Source organism: Flavobacterium esculini, assembly GCF_048284325.1.
Taxonomy (GTDB): Bacteria; Bacteroidota; Bacteroidia; order Flavobacteriales; family Flavobacteriaceae; genus Flavobacterium.
The window spans coordinates 52,535-70,599 of record NZ_JBLVPI010000001.1 but is presented as its reverse complement, the minus strand read 5'-3'; the positions used below and the strand labels follow the sequence as shown (position 1 = coordinate 70,599).

13 protein-coding genes are annotated in these 18,065 nt (G+C 37.4%); 9 read left to right on the top strand and 4 right to left on the bottom strand.

All coding sequences use genetic code 11. The features are described 5' to 3' along the window. Positions 1–3 precede the first annotated feature (3 nt). The 3 genes from ACNQGG_RS00330 to gnd form a co-directional block, all read right to left on the bottom strand. Complete coding sequence (locus ACNQGG_RS00330) at positions 4–1,422, bottom strand: gluconokinase (RefSeq protein ID WP_417960439.1); 1,419 nt, start codon at positions 1,420–1,422, stop codon at positions 4–6. Positions 1,423–1,440: 18 nt separating this feature from the next. Further along, the gene (locus tag ACNQGG_RS00325; RefSeq protein ID WP_417960438.1) at positions 1,441–2,760 is read right to left on the bottom strand and encodes a gluconate:H+ symporter; all 1,320 of its coding nucleotides are present in this window, start codon (positions 2,758–2,760) and stop codon (positions 1,441–1,443) included. A gap of 88 nt (positions 2,761–2,848) precedes the next feature. Continuing rightward, positions 2,849–3,748 carry a phosphogluconate dehydrogenase (NAD(+)-dependent, decarboxylating) gene (gene gnd / locus ACNQGG_RS00320; RefSeq protein WP_417960436.1) on the bottom strand — a complete coding sequence of 300 codons (900 nt, stop codon included), beginning with the start codon at positions 3,746–3,748 and terminating at the stop codon, positions 2,849–2,851. A gap of 346 nt (positions 3,749–4,094) precedes the next feature. On the opposite strand from gnd, the gene uxuA reads away from it, so the two are divergent. From uxuA to ACNQGG_RS00305, 3 genes are all read left to right on the top strand, one after another. After that, positions 4,095–5,270 carry a mannonate dehydratase gene (uxuA, locus tag ACNQGG_RS00315; RefSeq protein WP_417960434.1) on the top strand — a complete coding sequence of 392 codons (1,176 nt, stop codon included), beginning with the start codon at positions 4,095–4,097 and terminating at the stop codon, positions 5,268–5,270. Between the two features lies 1 nt (position 5,271). Further along, positions 5,272–6,087 carry an SDR family oxidoreductase gene (locus ACNQGG_RS00310; RefSeq protein WP_417960432.1) on the top strand — a complete coding sequence of 272 codons (816 nt, stop codon included), beginning with the start codon at positions 5,272–5,274 and terminating at the stop codon, positions 6,085–6,087. 288 nt (positions 6,088–6,375) lie between these two features. Next, the gene (locus ACNQGG_RS00305) at positions 6,376–7,077 is read left to right on the top strand and encodes a porin family protein (RefSeq protein ID WP_417960430.1); all 702 of its coding nucleotides are present in this window, start codon (positions 6,376–6,378) and stop codon (positions 7,075–7,077) included. Here the strand turns inward: ACNQGG_RS00305 and ACNQGG_RS00300 are convergent. After that, entirely contained in the window at positions 7,072–7,677 is a 606-nt protein-coding gene (locus tag ACNQGG_RS00300; RefSeq protein ID WP_417960428.1) for a hypothetical protein, read from the bottom strand. The genes ACNQGG_RS00305 and ACNQGG_RS00300 overlap by 6 nt on opposite strands. Positions 7,678–7,978: 301 nt before the next feature. Here ACNQGG_RS00300 and ACNQGG_RS00295 point away from each other — a divergent pair, with 301 nt between their 5' ends. From ACNQGG_RS00295 to ACNQGG_RS00270, 6 genes are all read left to right on the top strand, one after another. After that, positions 7,979–10,426: a bifunctional UDP-N-acetylmuramoyl-tripeptide:D-alanyl-D-alanine ligase/alanine racemase gene (locus ACNQGG_RS00295; RefSeq protein ID WP_417960426.1), complete on the top strand. Its 2,448-nt coding sequence runs from the start codon at positions 7,979–7,981 to the stop codon at positions 10,424–10,426. An 88-nt stretch (positions 10,427–10,514) separates the two neighbouring features. Then, positions 10,515–10,931, top strand: a complete 417-nt coding sequence (gene mscL, locus ACNQGG_RS00290) for a large conductance mechanosensitive channel protein MscL (protein ID WP_417960424.1) — start codon at positions 10,515–10,517, stop codon at positions 10,929–10,931. 232 nt (positions 10,932–11,163) lie between these two features. Beyond that, on the top strand, positions 11,164–12,153 hold the full coding sequence (locus ACNQGG_RS00285) for an aspartate-semialdehyde dehydrogenase (protein WP_039110375.1): 990 nt from the start codon (positions 11,164–11,166) through the stop codon (positions 12,151–12,153). 220 nt (positions 12,154–12,373) lie between these two features. Continuing rightward, positions 12,374–12,727: a hypothetical protein gene (locus ACNQGG_RS00280; protein ID WP_417960421.1), complete on the top strand. Its 354-nt coding sequence runs from the start codon at positions 12,374–12,376 to the stop codon at positions 12,725–12,727. Between the two features lie 152 nt (positions 12,728–12,879). Then, positions 12,880–15,099 (top strand): TonB-dependent receptor, encoded by a 2,220-nt coding sequence (locus ACNQGG_RS00275; protein ID WP_417960419.1) that lies wholly within the window; start codon positions 12,880–12,882, stop codon positions 15,097–15,099. A 421-nt stretch (positions 15,100–15,520) separates the two neighbouring features. Continuing rightward, positions 15,521–17,632 carry a prolyl oligopeptidase family serine peptidase gene (locus tag ACNQGG_RS00270; protein ID WP_417960417.1) on the top strand — a complete coding sequence of 704 codons (2,112 nt, stop codon included), beginning with the start codon at positions 15,521–15,523 and terminating at the stop codon, positions 17,630–17,632. Positions 17,633–18,065: the final 433 nt, after the last annotated feature.

Genomic DNA, 18,065 nt, shown 5'->3' with positions numbered 1-18,065 from the left:
TAACTAAATATCTTTCAACAAAGGATAAACTCGTTTGAATTTCTCAAAACCCTGTTCGTAGATTTCTTTGTTATCCTTATTGGGTAAAAAGATTTTGCCAATTCTGGAATGATTTGAAATAGTAATGCCAGTAGCTTTGAACCCAATTAAAACAGCTCCCCAAGCAGAAGCTTCGATTGTTTCGGCGACGATTACTTTCATTTGAAAAATATCAGCGACTATTTGCAGCCAAAGGTCACTTTTTCCAAAACCTCCGCTGGCCATGATAGTAGTTGCATGTCTTTCTTCCGGATTAGGAAGTAAGATTTCAGTAATGCTTAATAAACCAAATAAAATGCCTTCCAATGTCGCTCGAATCAGGTGGGCTTTAGTATGAATAATTCGTATACCTAAAAGTGTTCCCTGAGCAGAAGCATCCCAAATAGGAGCTCTTTCGCCTAATAAATAAGGAACAAAAAGCAATCCTTCGGATCCGGCAGGAATTATTTTAGCTTGTTCCAACAATTCTTCAAAAGATTCGTCTGTTTTTAAGATGGATTCTTTCAGCCATTGCAAAACAATTGCACCATTGTTAACCGCTCCTAATTTTAAGTATTGATTGTCCATCAAATGGTAACATTGGGTTCGCATTTGGGAATCAATATAAGGTTTGTCAATTGGCAAACGCACCGCACCGCTGGTTCCAATGGATAACGCCATATGTCCAGTTTTCATTGCTCCGGCTCCTAAATTCGCCAGCACTCCGTCACCGCCACCTAGAATATAATCAAAACCATCGGAAAGCCCTTTGCTTTGATGCGTTGGACTAACAATAATGGAAAGTTGGGATGCTGCTATTTTTAAATAATCCAAAATATCCGATTCCCATTGCAGTGTGTGAATATTCATTAGGCCCGTTCCCGATGCCATGGAGGAATCGATTGCATATTCACCAGTAAGATGATGCCAAATGTATTCTTTGATGCTAATAAATTTATGCGCTTTAAAAAAAGTTGTAGCATCATTTTCTTTCAACCAAGCAATTTTAGTCATGGGAGAAAAAGTATGAATAGGAATGCCTGTTTTTTGATAAAAACGGAGTCCTTGTTCTGATTTTTTTATTGTTTCGGCAAGTGAATGTGCTCTATTGTCTGCCCATAGAATGGCATCAGTGAGCGGTTTCCCAATATCATCTATTGCTATTATACTTTGCATAGCCGAACTAAAACTGATGAATTGAGGTTGAATCCCTTTTGTGATTTCTTGGATGCATCCAAAAACTGCCGCAAGAATTTCATCGGGTTTTTGAATACTCCAATCCGCTTCAGGATGATACATGGGATAGGATTGGCTGCATTCCCGAATCACTTTTCCAGTTATGTCAAAACACACGGCTTTTGTTGCTGTGGTACCAATGTCTATTCCTATGTAAAATTGCTCCATTTTTTAGTTTAATTTGGGTTATCCCACCAGTAAATTCAGCAATAGGACACCAATCAATCCCATTACTCCAATGATAGTTTCCATGACGGTCCATGTTTTAAATGTATCCGAAATACTGATTCCGAAATACTCTTTAAACATCCAGAAACCCGTGTCGTTCACATGTGAACACATTAAACTTCCTGCTCCAATGGATAGTACCATTAATTCAGAATTTATTCCTGAACTGGCCACTAAAGGCTGTACAATTCCTGCAGCGGTTAATCCTGCTACAGTTGCTGAACCCAGTGCAATGCGAATAATCGTTGCGATTAACCAACCTAAAAGTAAAGGAGAAAGTGTTGATTGTTCGAAAGAAGTAGCTAAATCAGTACCGATGCCACTGTCGATTAATACTTGTTTGAAAGCGCCCCCAGCCGCAATAATCATTATAATCATCGTGGCAGAACTCAATGCCGAGCTGGATTTATCCATAATGTCCTGCATTTTTCTTCCGCGATTGATTCCTAAAAATACAATTGCAAACAGCACCGCAATTAGCATTGAAGTGGTTGGGTTTCCGATGAATCCAAGAATATGACGTAAAGAGGATTCTTCGGGTAAGATTAATTCGCTTGTTGTTGCCAGTGCCATCAAAATGACAGGAATTAGCGCCGTCAGAAAACTGATGCCGAAAGATGGCATTTCGTTTTCGTTGAATGTTTTGCTTTCGAATAATCCTTTGGGTGGATTAGCGATAATTTTCTTAATGAATTCTGGAAAAATAATTCCGGCAATCACTAAAGTAGGAAAGGCAATTATTAATCCGTAGAGTAGTGTTTTTCCAATATCAGCTTTAAAAATCACGGCAATGGCAGTTGGTCCAGGATGAGGTGGCAAAAAACCGTGTGTTACTGAAAGTGCCGAAGCCATGGCAATTCCAAGATAAATAATGGGTTGCTTAGTAGTTTTTGCGACAGCGAAAACCATTGGAATCAAAATCACAAACCCGGCATTGTAAAACATCGAAATTCCTACTGCAAAACCTGTAAGCAACATCGCCCATTTGATGTGTTTTATCCCAAAAGACCGAATCATCACCGAACTTATTCGTTGTGCTGCACCACTATCTGAAAGGATATTCCCCAAGATAACTCCAAGGGCAATAATCAAAATCAAAGAACCCAGTGTGCTTCCTATTCCTTGTTGAAGGGAATTTATGATGTCAGGAAATAGCATGCCTTTGGTAATTCCCACAAAAAAGGAAGCAATAATCAATGAAATCAAAGCATTGAGTTTTACTGCGGATATCAAAACAAGCAATAAAAGGATACTTGCAATTAAGATCAATATGGACATAGATTGGAATTTGATAAATTAGAAATCAGATAATGGGTGTCAAATTGAGCGCAGTCGAGATTGTTTTTAAATGAAATAAAAAAATCTATTACTCATTTTTTTCTACTGCATGACCGCCAAATTCATTGCGAAGTGCTGCTACTACTTTTCCGGAGAAAGTATCCTGCATTTGGGAACGGTAGCGCATCATGATGGAAAGGGCAATAACAGGAGTAGGAACGCCTAAATCCAAGGCTGTTTCGAGTGTCCATTTTCCTTCACCCGAAGAATGCATAATTCCTTTAATACTATCTAATTTAGGGTCTTTCGAAAAAGCATTTTGGGTTAATTCCATTAACCAACTGCGCACCACGGAACCATGATTGAACAGTTTAGCCGTTTTTTCGAAATCAATATCAAATTCAGAATGTTCAAAAACCTCAAAACCTTCAGCTATGGATTGCATCATTCCATATTCGATTCCGTTGTGAACCATTTTAGTAAAATGTCCGCTTCCGGCTGCACCGGTATATAAATGACCATTTTCAACAGAAATATCCTTAAAAACTTGCGCGACATGTTCAAATACTGGAGCGTCTCCACCAATCATCGTACAAGCACCATTCAAGGCTCCTGAAGTTCCTCCTGAAGTTCCACAATCCAAAAAGTCAATGCCAAGTTCTTTCAATTGAGAATAGCGACGTTTCGAATCTTTATAGTTAGAGTTTCCTCCGTCAATGATAATGTCATTTTTTTCTAAAAAAGGAATTAGGGAAGTGATAACTCCGTCTACAATTTCTCCTGCCGGAACCATTAGCCAAATCACTTTTCGGTCGTTCAGTTTTTGGCACAATTCTTTCACGGAATGTGCGGTTGTGATTCCTTCCTGACCAATTTTTGTTACAAAGTCAGTATTGACATCTTGGGCTACTACGTCGTAACCATTTCGTTGTAAGTTAAGGGCAAGGTTGAAGCCCATTTTTCCTAATCCTATAATTCCAATTTGCATCGTTTATATTGTTTTAAGTCTTGATTTGAAGACGTTTTTGAGTAATCGTTAAAAATTTTTAAAGTAAAAATATTGGTTTTAATTTTTTAACAAGCAATTTATTCAAAAAATGTTTAAACTTCTTTAAATCAATAGATTAATTTAAGTCGGTTTAATTTAATGACTTTGCTATAATTATAGCAATCAGGATAGTTCTAAAAAATTAGATTCTTATTATTGTGCTTGATTAATTTTAAAGGAGATAACGATTTTTATTAAAGAAAAAATAGAATAGAAGCCATTGGACAACTGGAAGAAAATAGTTGCGTCCGGGGAGTAAATTTTGTGATAATTAAAAGTAATTTATATGGAAAAAACATGGAGGTGGTTCGGTAAAAAAGACAATATTACCCTTACTATGCTTCGTCAAATAGGCGTAGAAGGAATTGTGACCGCATTGCATGATGTCCCTAATGGGGAAGTATGGACATTGGATACAATCAATGATTTGAAGCATTATATAGAGAGCTTCGGATTACGCTGGTCGGTGGTGGAAAGTTTACCGGTTTCGGAAAGTATTAAATATGGCGGAAAAGAAAGAGAGCAATTACTGGAGAATTATCGAACTAGTCTTGAAAACCTTGGAAAAGCAGGGCTAAAAACAGTTTGTTATAACTTTATGCCCGTGATTGATTGGGTTCGTACTGATTTATATAAAAAACAGGAAGATGGAACCATGACGCTTTATTTTGATAAAGTGCGTTTTGCTTATTTCGATTTGAAAATTCTGAAACGGGAAGGCGCTGAGAAAGAGTATTCAGCTAAGGAATTAGAGGCAGTTCAGGAATTGGATAAAAGCATCACTGAAACAGAAAAAGAGGAGTTGATTCAAACAATCATTGTCAAAACACAGGGGTTTATCAATGGGAACATTAAAGAAGGGGATCAACAACCGGTTGAGCTATTCAAGCGTTTGTTAAAATTATATGACGGAATTGACAGAAATCAATTGAGGGAAAATATGAAATATTTTCTCGAAAGTGTCATTCCGACGGCTGAGGAATATGGTGTAAATCTTTGTGTGCATCCTGACGATCCTCCATTTGCTGTTTTTGGATTGCCCAGAATTGTATGCGGAGCAGATGATATCGAATGGCTTTTGAATGCTGTGGACAGTCCTAATAATGGCTTGACTTTTTGTGCCGGCTCTTTGAGCGCAAGTTTGCGTAATAATGTGCCTGAATTGGCCAGAAAATTTGCAAAACGCACGCATTTTGTACATTTAAGAAGCACTGATGTAGATGAAAACGGGAATTTCGTGGAAGCATCCCATCTGGAAGGACGCGGTCATTTGATTGAGGTTGTCCGAATCTTCGAAAAAGAAAATCCAAATTTGCCCATGCGTATCGATCATGGGAAATTGATGCTGGATGATGTTGATAAAACATATCATCCCGGGTATTCATTTTTAGGACGTATGTTTGCATTAGCTCAAGTTTCAGGAATCATTGCCACAGTAAAAAATGAAATAAACAGTAAATAGTATGGATAATCAGTTTAGTATAAAAGATAAAGTTACAGTCATTACTGGTGCAAGTGGTGTGTTGGGAGGAAGTATTGCACGTAATTTTGTAAGCGCTGGTGCAAAAGTAGTGGCGCTGGGTACAAAACAAGAAAAAGTGGATGCCACGGTTGTTGAACTTCAAGCTACAGGAGCAGAAGTGATTGGATTTGTTTGCAATGTGTTGGACAAAGAGGAATTAGAAACAGTTGCTCAAAAGATAGTGGAAAAATGGGACAGAATAGATATTTTATTGAACATTGCCGGAGGAAATACGCCTGGTGCAACACTAAAGTCGGACCAATGTTTTTTTGATTTGGAGTTGAACGAATGGGATAAAGTAGTGGACTTAAACCTGAACGGAACGGTTTATCCAAGTCAGGCTTTTGGTAAAATAATGGCAAAACAAGGAAAAGGTTCTATTGTAAATGTTTCGTCAATGGCTGCTATAGCTGCTATTACCCGTGTTCCGGGCTATTCTGCCGCTAAAAGTGCGGTAGATAATTTTACGAGATGGTTGGCTTGTGATTTGGCTATGAAATATGGGGATGGTATACGTGTCAACGCTATTGCACCGGGTTTTTTCATCGGAGAGCAAAACCGCAATATTTTGATTAATCCAGACGGATCGTTAACGGACCGCAGCAAGAAAGTGATTGCCCAAACTCCTATGGGACGCTTTGGTGATATCAATGAATTAAATGGGGCAGTACAGTTTCTGTGCTCAGATGCCGCAAGTTTTATAACTGGAATTGTCATGCCTATTGATGGCGGATTTAGTGTCTACAGCGGGGTTTAGTAACGGAATTTCCTGATGTCGAAGAAGAATATTCAGTTGAAGCATTTTTTGTTATTTTAAAAAGATACAATTATATTAATAGAGGGGGATTAAAAGAAAACCAAATATTCTGGTTTTTCTTTTAATCCCCTTTTTAGATTCTTCCGTTAATTTGGGGAGTTAAAAATTTATTTTGTCCCCATTAGATATAATAAAACCATCAAATGGGTATATTTGTAAGGCTGGAAGGAGAAGTGAAAACTAATCTTTGTTTGAAATTATCCGTCAGCAATTTTAAACCCAAGACATATGCGATTATTTCTGAGTTGTTTCCTTTTCTTATCTGTTTTTCATGTTTTTTCTCAAGAAAATGTGATTGCTGAAAATAATCCAAAAGTTAAAATTGATTCGCTATACAGAGAAGATCAGTTTTATTTTGGATTTACATACAATACTTTGACGAAAAAACCGGAAGGTTTATCCCAAAATAAATTGTCAACCGGTTTTTCGGCTGGTTTTCTTAGGGATATGCCTATAAATAAAAATAGAACCGTTGCAATCGCTTCCGGAATTGGTTTTTCGTATAACAATTACAACCAAAATCTTGCCATTTCTAAAACGGATGAAACGCCCACATATTCCATTATTGGTGGCGAAACAACCTTTAGCAAAAATAAATTTTCACAACTATTAATAGAGGTTCCTCTTGAGTTCAGGTGGAGGACGTCAACTTATGAAAGCTATAAGTTTTGGAGGATTTACGGAGGATTTAAATTCAGCTATTTAATTTATGACCGTTCTATTTATAGTGATGATCAAGGGAAAATAGTTGTTTCAGGGAATAAAGATTTCAATAAATTTCTATATGGTGCCTATATTGCATCGGGGTACAATACGATAAATGTATATGCGTATTATGGTTTGAATTCACTTTTCAAATCTGCAAAAATTGATGGCAAACCTATCGATATGACTTCTTTGAATATTGGAATTATTTTCTATATTCTATAACCATAAATACAGCAAAAGCAATTGCGACACACTTCCCAGGAGAAACCCAATAATCAGTTCAGTAGTCGTATGCGCCTTCATTTCTAAACGGGATGAAGCGACTAAACCATTCATGAGAATTAGAAAGGCGATTAGAAAAGTGCTTTGAATTTGATAATGCATACTTATTCCAATAATAAATACCGTTAAGGAACTGATGCCCATCATGTGTAAACTAGCTTTTGTCTTAAAAAAGGACAATATTAAAGCTTGTAAAGTGCTCATTAACGCTCCCAAAAAGAAGAAATGCAATTCGGGATATCGATCTAAAGAGATGCTTTTTCGAACCAATAGAATAAGTAGAAACGAGTGAAGGAGTAAAGGAATTTTACGTTGTGAAACTTCGGCAACCATTATAGAATCAATTTTTCCGGCAGCACGTAATATAAAAAACAGCAGGACAGGGACGATTACCGTTATGATTAAGATTTGGAAAAAAACGAAAATTTTTTCCTGATTTGTAAAATAAGACGCATTGAAAAAAAGGTAAACCAACGTTGCCATTAACGGTATAAATATCGGATGGAAAATATAAGAGAATATCGGCAGGATTTTTTTCAAGATCTTGAGTGTTATTTGGATAAACAAATATAGCGATTCTGATAAAATAGTAGGTAGAGGTTTATGGTGTTTTTAACTTTTACACTATTTTTAAAAGTTGTTTCGGCTGTCTTTAAGAAGAACCAATAGCTGTAAATTGTAGCGTTTCGAAGTCTTCATTTTGAAAAGAAGTGTTATTTTTGAGGAAGTTTTAGAAAGAAACCAACTAATTACTGCGCTTTCGCAAAAGTTACGCTGTTTTCCTTTCGATATAATAATTCTTGTTAATCAGTAAAATCGGCGTCATTCGCGTTTCAAAACAATGAGTCTAAAAATCCAAAGTATAATTCCTCAAATTCAGGCAGAGTTTGTAGGCGACAACAGTGCCGTTTCAATTGATACTATTTCTATCGACAGCCGCTCGTTGCAAAATGGTTCGCAAACCTTGTTTTTTGCTTTGGTTGGAACCAATAATGATGCGCACAGTTACATTAAAGATTTAATTGAAAAAGGAGTTCAGAACTTCGTAGTTGCCTATATTCCTGATGATTGTGAAACCAAAGCTAATTTCCTGGTTGTCAAAAATACATTGGAGGCATTGCAACAATTTGCAGCATATTATCGCGGTCTTTTTCATTTTCCTATTATCGGATTGACGGGAAGTAACGGTAAAACGATAGTGAAGGAATGGCTTAATTTTCTGTTAAGTCCGGATTATAATATTATTCGAAGTCCAAAAAGCTACAACTCACAGGTTGGAGTTCCTTTGTCCGTTTTGGCAATTAATGAACAACACAATCTTGGGATTTTTGAAGCTGGGATTTCCACCGGTTCAGAAATGGAAAAACTGAAACCCATTATCAAACCCACGATTGGGATTTTAACGAATATTGGTTCTGCACACGACGAAGGTTTTACCAGTTTAGAAGAAAAAATAAAAGAAAAAATGCTGCTTTTTGAAGATTCAGAAATAGTCATTTATCAAAAGAATGAAATAGTTGATTCCTTTATTTCTAAAAATGCAAAAGCATTTACCTGGAGTTTTGATGCTAAAGATGCCGATGTTTTTGTCTTCAATGCAGCAATTAAAAACGATAGCACAACCATTCAATACCGATACAAAACCGATTCATTCAAATTGACAATTCCATTTCAGGATAAAGCGTCCATTGAAAATGCGATTTCGTGTTTGATGATTTTGTTGTATTTTAAATATGACGAAAAGACGATTCAAAACCGAATGGAATTGTTGTATCCGGTGGAAATGCGTCTCAAAGTTAAAAACGGAATTAATAATTGCAGTATTATCGATGACAGTTACAGTTCCGATTTTCAATCGCTGAAAATCGCATTGGATTTTCTCGAGAGTCAAAATAAACGTCAAAAAAAGACCCTGATATTATCGGACATTTTTCAAAGTGGTTTGTCCAATGAAGCGTTATATTCGAAAGTTTCCCAATTGGTAGTTTCTAACAAAATTACGAGAGTTATCGGGATTGGAGAAACCATTTCGTCATTCGAAAATAAATTCACCAACTGTGTTACGTTCAAAAATACGGAAGCATTTATTTCAAGTTTCGACGATTTGAATTTCAACAATGAAACGATTTTGATTAAAGGAGCACGCACGTTTCATTTTGAAGAAATTGTGGCTTTATTAGAGGAGAAAACACACGAAACCGTTCTGGAAATTAACTTGAATGCCATCAGTCATAACCTGAATTTCTTTAAATCAAAGCTGAAACCAAAAACCAAAATAATGGTGATGGTAAAAGCTTTTGGCTACGGAAGCGGAGGTCTTGAAATAGCCAAATTGCTGGAACATCATAAAGTGGATTACTTGGGAGTGGCTTTCGCCGATGAAGGGATCTCGTTAAAAAATGGTGGGATTAATTTACCAATTATGGTATTGAATCCGGAAACTACGAGTTTTGCAGCGATCATTCAGCATCAGTTAGAACCTGAAATTTATAGCTTGAAGGGATTACGCGCTTTCCTGAAAATTGCCGAACAAAAAAAATTAAAACATTTTCCTATTCATATAAAGCTCGATACGGGAATGCACCGTTTGGGTTTTGAGAACAATACGATTGATGATTTAATAGCGACTTTAAAGGGAAATCAAACCGTTAAAGTCAAAAGCGTTTTGTCTCACATGGCTACAAGTGACGATTTAGAACACAAGGATTTTGCGTATTCACAAATTGATTTGTTTGAGAAATTATCATCAAAATTGATGACTGAATTAGAAGTAAAACCCATTCGACATATTTTAAATACTTCGGGAATCAGTAATTTTCCCGATTCGCAATACGATATGGTTCGCCTTGGGATTGGCCTTTACGGTGTTTCAAATGACAGTGAAGAACAGAAGTATTTAGAAAACGTAGGAACACTCAAATCAGTAATTTCCCAAATCAGGACCATTCCTGCCGGTGAAAGTGTGGGCTACGGCAGACGATTTATGGCGGAGAAACCAACAAAAATTGCCACAATTCCTATTGGTTACGCGGACGGAATTTCAAGAGGTTGGGGAAATGGATTGGGTTTTGTGGTCATTAAAAATGAAAAAGCGACTATTCTTGGCGTTATTTGTATGGATATGTTGATGGTAGATGTCAGCGAAATTGATTGTAAAGAAGGAGATGCTGTAATTATTTTTGGCGAAAGCCCGACGGTGAATTACATAGCCCAAAAATTAAATACAATACCGTATGAAATTCTTACGAGCATTTCGCAACGGGTAAAACGGGTGTTTTACAGGGAGTAATTAATTGGGGTAAACAGATGTTAATTGTATTAAAATTTTTATTAAATTCGTTTAACAAAAATATGTTTTTAACCTAAAAAAATTAATTATGGGATTTTTCGGTGATTTTAAAGCCTCTTTAATGAAAGGTGATGTGTTGAGTTTAGCCACTGCAGTTGTTATTGGTGCTGCTTTTGGAAAAATTGTTGGTTCTGCTGTAGATGACGTTATTATGCCAATTGTAGGTTTGATAACTGGCGGAATTGATTTTACACAAAAATTCATCACACTGGATGGAAATAGTTATGAAACTTTAGCTGCTGCAAAAGCTGCCGGAGCTGCAGTAATTACCTATGGAAATTTAGTTCAAGCGATTATCAACTTCGTTATTATTGCCTTCTTTATTTTTATAATTTTACGAGCTGCTGAAAAAGCCAGAAAGAAAGAGGAAGTTGCTCCTGCTGCTCCTGCTGGACCCACACAGGAAGAATTGCTTACACAAATTAGAGATTTATTGAAAAAATAATACCGCTATACTTTATATTCTAATTTTCCCTGAATTAATTCAGGACTAAACCGCTTCTTAATTGAAGCGGTTTTTCTTTTTGTTATAATACGAAATCACGATTGTTGCGGATCTACACAATTCATTTGTTATATTTATAACATTTTGTTATTTTTTGTGAACACACTTGTTTTGATTTGAATATTACTTACTTTTGCCTTTCAAATTTAATATTCAATAATAAAAATATACTATGAGAATAGCAGTTGTAGGCGCTACTGGAATGGTGGGCGAAGTAATGTTAAAAGTATTGGCAGAAAGAAATTTCCCTGTAACAGAATTAATCCCGGTTGCTTCTGAAAGATCAGTGGGAAAAGAAATAGAATATAAAGGTAAAAAATATAAAGTGGTTGGTATGCAAACTGCTGTAGACATGAAAGCGGATATTGCTTTGTTTTCTGCAGGAGGAGATACTTCACTAGAATGGGCTCCAAAATTTGCAGCAGCGGGAACAACCGTTATAGATAATTCATCGGCTTGGAGAATGGATCCAACCAAAAAATTAATCGTTCCTGAAATCAATGCATCTGAATTGACTGCAGCCGATAAAATCATTGCAAATCCAAACTGTTCTACGATACAAATGGTGTTGGTTTTGGCTCCATTACACAGAAAATACAACATCAAACGTGTTATTGTTTCTACGTATCAATCCATCACTGGAACGGGCGTAAAAGCAGTGCAACAGTTAGAAAACGAATACGCAGGAGTTCAAGGTGAAATGGCTTACAAATATCCAATTCACAGAAATGCAATTCCACAATGTGATTCATTTGAAGACAATGGGTACACTAAAGAAGAAATGAAATTAGTGCGAGAAACTAAAAAAATCTTAAGTGATAATTCAATTGCAGTTACGGCTACTGCTGTACGTGTGCCAATCGTTGGTGGACACAGTGAAGCGGTAAATGTTGAATTCACTAATGATTTTGATATTAGCGAAGTACAAAATATTTTACATCATACCGATGGCGTTGTGGTTCAAGACAACAATGATACTTATACGTACCCAATGCCAATGTACGCACAAGGAAAAGATGATGTTTTTGTAGGTAGAATTCGTCGTGACGAAAGCCAGGAAAACACCTTGAATATGTGGATTGTTGCTGATAACCTTAGAAAAGGAGCCGCTACAAACACGATACAAATTGCAGAATATTTGATTGCTGCTAAATTGGTGTAATACTTAATTTTTAGTTCAAATTAAAGCCATTTGTTTTGTCAAAATATAATTTGTCAGAACAAATGGTTTTCTTTTTTGCAGTCTTTCATAACCAATAAAAACAGTTCATTTAAGAGGAAGGTTTATTTAGGTTTGTAGAACCTTAGTTTCCTTAAATATCTTATATGTTAAAAAAGAAGCGTGTTACTTTTTCTAAATTGTTTTGTTACCTTTGCGAAGGATGAAAAAGAATAAACTCCTATTAAGTCTTTCTTTGGCGATTGCGGTATTGTTCTCAATATTGTTTCAATCCTTCCATACCTATGAGCATTTAGAGCAGCAACTCTCCGAAAAGAAGTGCCATCATAAATACAATGTTACCAATAAAGAGATAACGCATCAACACCACAATTTTGAGCATTGTTATATCTGTGATTTTACTTTTGGCAGTTCTGTTTCTCCAAAAGATTTCTCCTATCAATTACACTCCAGTCACAAAGAAATTCCTTATTTCTTTGCTGCTAAGGAAACGGTTCTTTCGTTTTCCGGAAGTTTATATTCCCATCGCGGACCACCTGTAAATAATTTAAGCTGAATTTATTTCAGCTTCTGTTGATTTTTTTTTCAGCAGGTATCATTTCTATTTTATTTACTAAATAATTCCGGTCTCGGCTCCCTCTCCTTTGGAGAGTCCCGTCCCGATGCTTCGGGATCGGGAGGGCGAGAGGAACAATACCATCATTTTCAATGAAAAAATTTATTATAGCCCTATTCTTAGGGTTTTCGGCGATGCTTCAAGCGCAAAATACCCTTTCGGGAATCGTAACGGATATAAAAAACCAACCCTTAAAAGGCGTTTCGGTTTACGCATCAGAATTACACAAAGGGACTACAACAGACGAAAACGGAAAATATTCATTTACCAATCTGCCCAATGGAAATCTAAAACTGACTTTTACATTCGTAGGATTTGGGACACAAAATAAAACCATAACCGGTTTGCAAAAAGAAAACACACTGAATGTAATCCTTGAAGAAACGATATTCCAAATGGATGAAGTGATTGTTTCCACCGCTTTCAATAAAATACAATCGCAAAACGTGATGAAAGTGGAACACCAAACCATGAAAGAATTACAACGAAAAGGGACTGCCACGTTAATCGAAGGATTGGCAACGATTCCTGGTGTTTCGCAGGTTTCTACAGGAACTTCCATTGGGAAACCCGTAATTCGAGGATTGAGCGGTAATCGGGTTTTGGTGTATTCGCAAGGTGTTCGTATGGAAAATCAGCAGTTTGGCGACGAACACGGTTTGGGACTAAACGACTCGGGAATAGAAAGTGTTGAGGTGATCAAAGGACCGGCTTCGTTGTTGTATGGTTCAGATGCTTTGGGTGGCGTTTTGTATTTTAATCCTGAAAAATTTGCTGACGCCAATACCTTTAAAACTAATTTCAGTCAAAAAATATTCTCGAATACGCTGGGGAGTAATTCCTCTTTGGGATTGAAAACGTCTACTGATAACTGGAAATTCCTCGCTCGTGGAAGTTACAATACACATTCCGATTATAAAATTGCAGATGGTGATCGAGTAACGAATACCCGTTACAATGAAACCGATTTCAAAACAGGAATTGGCTATAGCAATGCGAAATTTTCAAGCGTGCTGCGTTACAATTATAATAAGCTGGATTTAGGAATCCCGGAAGCTGGCATTACAAAACAAACCACCAGTAAGGAAACCGGATTTCCAAGACAAGGCGTTTTCAATCATTTGTTGAGTTTAAACAATGTTTTCTTTTTCCAAAAATCAAAACTGGATGTTGATTTGGGTTATGTTGCCAATGACCGAAGCGAGTTTGTAGACAGTGATGTAGCGGCTTTACACATGAAGCTGAAGACTTTCAATTACAATGCAAAATACCATTTACCAAAAATGGGGAGAATAGAAACCATTGTCGGAGTGCAAGGAATGCACCAAACTAACACGAATTCCGGAGAAGAATATTTAATTCCGGATGCGACTACCAATGATTTTGGTGTTTTTGGAACTGCTAATTATGAATGGAAAACTAATATTTTTCAAGCCGGATTGCGTTTCGATAACAGACAAATTACTACCATTGAACATGGAATTGCCGGTTCCGAAGGCTATTTTAAAGCCGTCGATAAATCATTCGACAGTTTTAATGCTTCGTTGGGTTACAAGACGAATCTGACCGATGCTTTGACGCTGCGATTGAATCTGGCTTCCGGATTTAGAGCCCCTAACCTAGCGGAATTAACGTCCAATGGTGTTCATGAGGGAACGAACCGCTATGAAGTAGGAAACAGCGATTTGAAAACGGAACAAAACGTACAGACCGATGTGAATTTGGAATACAAAAACAGCCATTTTGAGTTTTTCGTCAATGGATTTTACAACCACATCAACAACTATATCTACACTTCGCCAACAGGAGTGGTGCTTGATAACAATGAGGTTTTCGACTATATTCAGGACAATGCCAAGTTGTATGGAGGCGAAATAGGGCTGCATTTTCACCCGCATCCTTTGGATTGGTTGCATTATGAAACCAGTTTTGAAACCGTAACGGGAAAGAAACAATCCCGAAGCATCGGGAGTGATTTCCTGCCTTTAATTCCTGCAAACAATTGGAATAACACCATTAGAACCGAATTCAATATCAAAAACTGGCTCGAAGATGGTTTTGCCACTATGAACCTTTCCACGACTTTCAATCAAAATAACGTGAGTGGTTTTGAGACCAAATCCAATGGCTATTCCTTGGTGAATCTGGGTTTTGGAGGAAAAGTAAAATTGGGTAAAACGATTTTTGATCTCAACCTGAACGCGAATAATTTACTAGACAAAAGATACATTGCGCACCTTTCCCGCTTAAAAACGGATGAAATTCCTAACATAGGGAGAAACGTGGTTTTGGGCGTGAATTTTAATTTGTAATTCATTTGCTTCAGCAAAAAACAAAAACGCTATTCGAAAGAGTAGCGTTTTTTGGTTTTAACTTAAATGAACTTATATTCCTTATATGGTTTATATTTTTCAGCACATAAGCTGATTTTAATTAACCCGTTGGGTGTAATTCAATTTATATTATTTTTTAACCACACTTCGACTTTGCTCAGTGCAGGCTCGAAACATAGTTTTTCTTGATTTTATCAAGACGTTTCACTTGATTATAGTAAATCATAGGTATGCGAAACCAAGAATTGGTCTATCCCTTTCTTTTTTCTATGTATGTGGTTAAATTTTTCAGGACGTAATTGGATTGATTTTAATTTATGAATAATCCTTTTTTAAGAATTCCTTACATAAGGAACAGGAACTATTTGTCTATTTTTGTAACGCTTTAAATCAGAATTTAATGAAAAAAACTTTTTTAATAATGGCAGTTTCAACTACAATAGTCTCTTTTGGTCAAAACCAAAATCCTATAAAATATCCCATAACCCGTAAAGGAGAAACTGTGGATTTGTATTTCGATACCAAAGTTGCCGATCCGTACCGCTGGCTCGAAGACGACAAATCTGCTGAAACCGGCGCTTGGGTAAAAGCCCAAAACAAAGTGACTTATGAGTACTTATCCAAAATTCCGTTTCGCGATGCGTTAAAAACAAGACTCGAAAAACTGTGGAATTATGAGAAAATAGGCGCGCCTTTTATCGAGGGAAATTATACGTATTACTACAAAAATAACGGCTTGCAAAACCAATCGGTGTTGTATAGAAAAGATTCCAAAGGAACGGAAACTGTTTTTCTTGATCCTAATACTTTTTCTAAAGAGGGAACCACATCGCTTGGCGGACTGGATTTCTCCAAAGACGGTTCCAAAGTCGCGTATGCCATTTCAGAGGGCGGAAGCGATTGGAGAAAAGTCATTATATTGGATGCCATCACTAAAAAAGTATTGGAAGACACGATAGTCGATGTGAAATTCAGCGGCGTATCTTGGAGAGGAAACGAAGGATTCTATTATTCCAGTTATGACAAACCAAAAGGAAGCGAATTATCGGCAAAAACGGACCAACACAAACTGTATTTCCACAAGTTAGGAACGCCACAAAAAGAAGATAAAGTGATTTTTGGCGCAGACCAAAAACGACGTTATGTAGGCGGGCATGTTACAGAGGACGATCATTATTTGGTCATCACGGCATCGACTTCGACTTATGGGAACGAATTGTACATCCAAGACTTGACCAAGGCCACCAGTCCTATTGTTACCATTGTGGATAATTTCAAGAGCGACAACAACATTATCGACAACGAAGGCACGAAGTTATTCATAGAAACCGACTTGAATGCGCCGAACAAACGCATCGTCACCGTGGATTTCGACAACCCGAAACCGAAAAACTGGAAAGATTTCATTCCCGAAACCGAGAATGTTTTGACACCAACAACTGGCGGCGGTTATTTCTTTGCCAATTACATGAAAGATGCCGTTTCGGTGGTGAAACAATACGATTATTCCGGAAAACTGGTTCGGGAAATTCAGTTACCGGGCGTAGGAACTGCCGGTGGTTTTAGCGGAAAGAAAAAAGAAAAAATACTCTATTATTCGTTCACGAACTACATCACTCCGGGCTCTATCTTCTCATTTGAACCAAAATCGGGAACTTCTGCCGTATATCAAAAACCAAAAGTAGATTTCAACAGCGAAGAATATGAGTCCAAACAAGTGTTTTACACTTCCAAAGACGGAACCAAAATCCCGATGCTGATCACCCATAAAAAAGGATTGAAACTGGACGGTAAAAACCCAACGATGCTTTATGGTTATGGTGGATTCAACGTAAGTTTGACGCCAAGTTTCAGTATTGCCAATGCCGTTTGGATGGAAAACGGAGGCATTTTGGCCGTGCCAAATTTACGTGGCGGAGGCGAATACGGGAAAAAATGGCACGATGCGGGAACCAAAATGCAAAAGCAAAATGTCTTTGATGATTTCATCGCCGCTGCCGAATATCTGATTGCCCAGAAATACACATCTTCACCATTTCTTGCCATTCGTGGCGGGTCAAACGGCGGATTGCTTGTGGGTGCCACGATGAACCAACGACCGGACTTGATGAAAGTCGCTTTGCCGGCCGTAGGCGTGATGGACATGTTGCGCTACCACACCTTTACCTCAGGCGCGGGCTGGGCGTATGATTACGGAACCGCGCAGGACAGCAAGGAAATGTTTGACTACATCAAGGGCTATTCTCCCGTACACAACATAAAAAAAGGGATTCAATATCCGGCCACGATGGTCACCACGGGCGATCACGATGATAGAGTAGTGCCGGCGCACAGTTTTAAATTTGCTGCCGAATTACAGCAAAAACAAACTGGAACAAACCCAGCCCTTATCCGAATTGACATCAATGCAGGACACGGCGCAGGAAAATCCGTGGCGGCAACCATTCAGGAAAATGTCGATATTCAGGCATTTACGTTGTACAATATGGGTATCACGGAATTGAAAAAGTAGCGATAATTAGTATTTATCCTGTCCCGAGGCTTCGGGATATTTTCAGGATTCATCCTGAATTCATCCTGGATTTATTTCAGGATTTATTTCAGGATTTATTTCAGGATTTATTCTGAATTTATTTCAGAAGCTATTTCCTGCTATCCGTTATAATCTTTTTCGACGCTGTCAGGGTTCAAAACCCTGACAGCGTTTAGAAAAAGGATTTTCACTGCTATCAGGGCTAGGGCATTAGATTCCCTCAGGCCGATTGTCATTGCGAGGAACGAAGCAATCTCATCACGGATATAAACCAACAACAAGTTCAAAAAACGCTATTCGAAAGAGTAGCGTTTTTTTGTGGAATAAATCGAAAACAGAATTCGATTCAAGAATGTTTTTATCCCGTAGATTATTTGCGAGAGCAAATACCTGTTGGTAGGAAATTGTTTTA

Excerpts from the sequence above, each read along its gene's own strand:
- ACNQGG_RS00330 (WP_417960439.1), bottom strand. The coding sequence starts at position 1,422 with ATGGAGCAATTTTACATAGGAATAGACATTGGTACCACAGCAACAAAA.
- ACNQGG_RS00325 (WP_417960438.1), bottom strand. The coding sequence starts at position 2,760 with ATGTCCATATTGATCTTAATTGCAAGTATCCTTTTATTGCTTGTTTTG.
- gnd (WP_417960436.1), bottom strand. The coding sequence starts at position 3,748 with ATGCAAATTGGAATTATAGGATTAGGAAAAATGGGCTTCAACCTTGCC.
- uxuA (WP_417960434.1), top strand. The coding sequence starts at position 4,095 with ATGGAAAAAACATGGAGGTGGTTCGGTAAAAAAGACAATATTACCCTT.
- ACNQGG_RS00310 (WP_417960432.1), top strand. The coding sequence starts at position 5,272 with ATGGATAATCAGTTTAGTATAAAAGATAAAGTTACAGTCATTACTGGT.
- ACNQGG_RS00305 (WP_417960430.1), top strand. The coding sequence starts at position 6,376 with ATGCGATTATTTCTGAGTTGTTTCCTTTTCTTATCTGTTTTTCATGTT.
- ACNQGG_RS00295 (WP_417960426.1), top strand. The coding sequence starts at position 7,979 with ATGAGTCTAAAAATCCAAAGTATAATTCCTCAAATTCAGGCAGAGTTT.
- mscL (WP_417960424.1), top strand. The coding sequence starts at position 10,515 with ATGGGATTTTTCGGTGATTTTAAAGCCTCTTTAATGAAAGGTGATGTG.
- ACNQGG_RS00285 (WP_039110375.1), top strand. The coding sequence starts at position 11,164 with ATGAGAATAGCAGTTGTAGGCGCTACTGGAATGGTGGGCGAAGTAATG.
- ACNQGG_RS00280 (WP_417960421.1), top strand. The coding sequence starts at position 12,374 with ATGAAAAAGAATAAACTCCTATTAAGTCTTTCTTTGGCGATTGCGGTA.
- ACNQGG_RS00275 (WP_417960419.1), top strand. The coding sequence starts at position 12,880 with ATGAAAAAATTTATTATAGCCCTATTCTTAGGGTTTTCGGCGATGCTT.
- ACNQGG_RS00270 (WP_417960417.1), top strand. The coding sequence starts at position 15,521 with ATGAAAAAAACTTTTTTAATAATGGCAGTTTCAACTACAATAGTCTCT.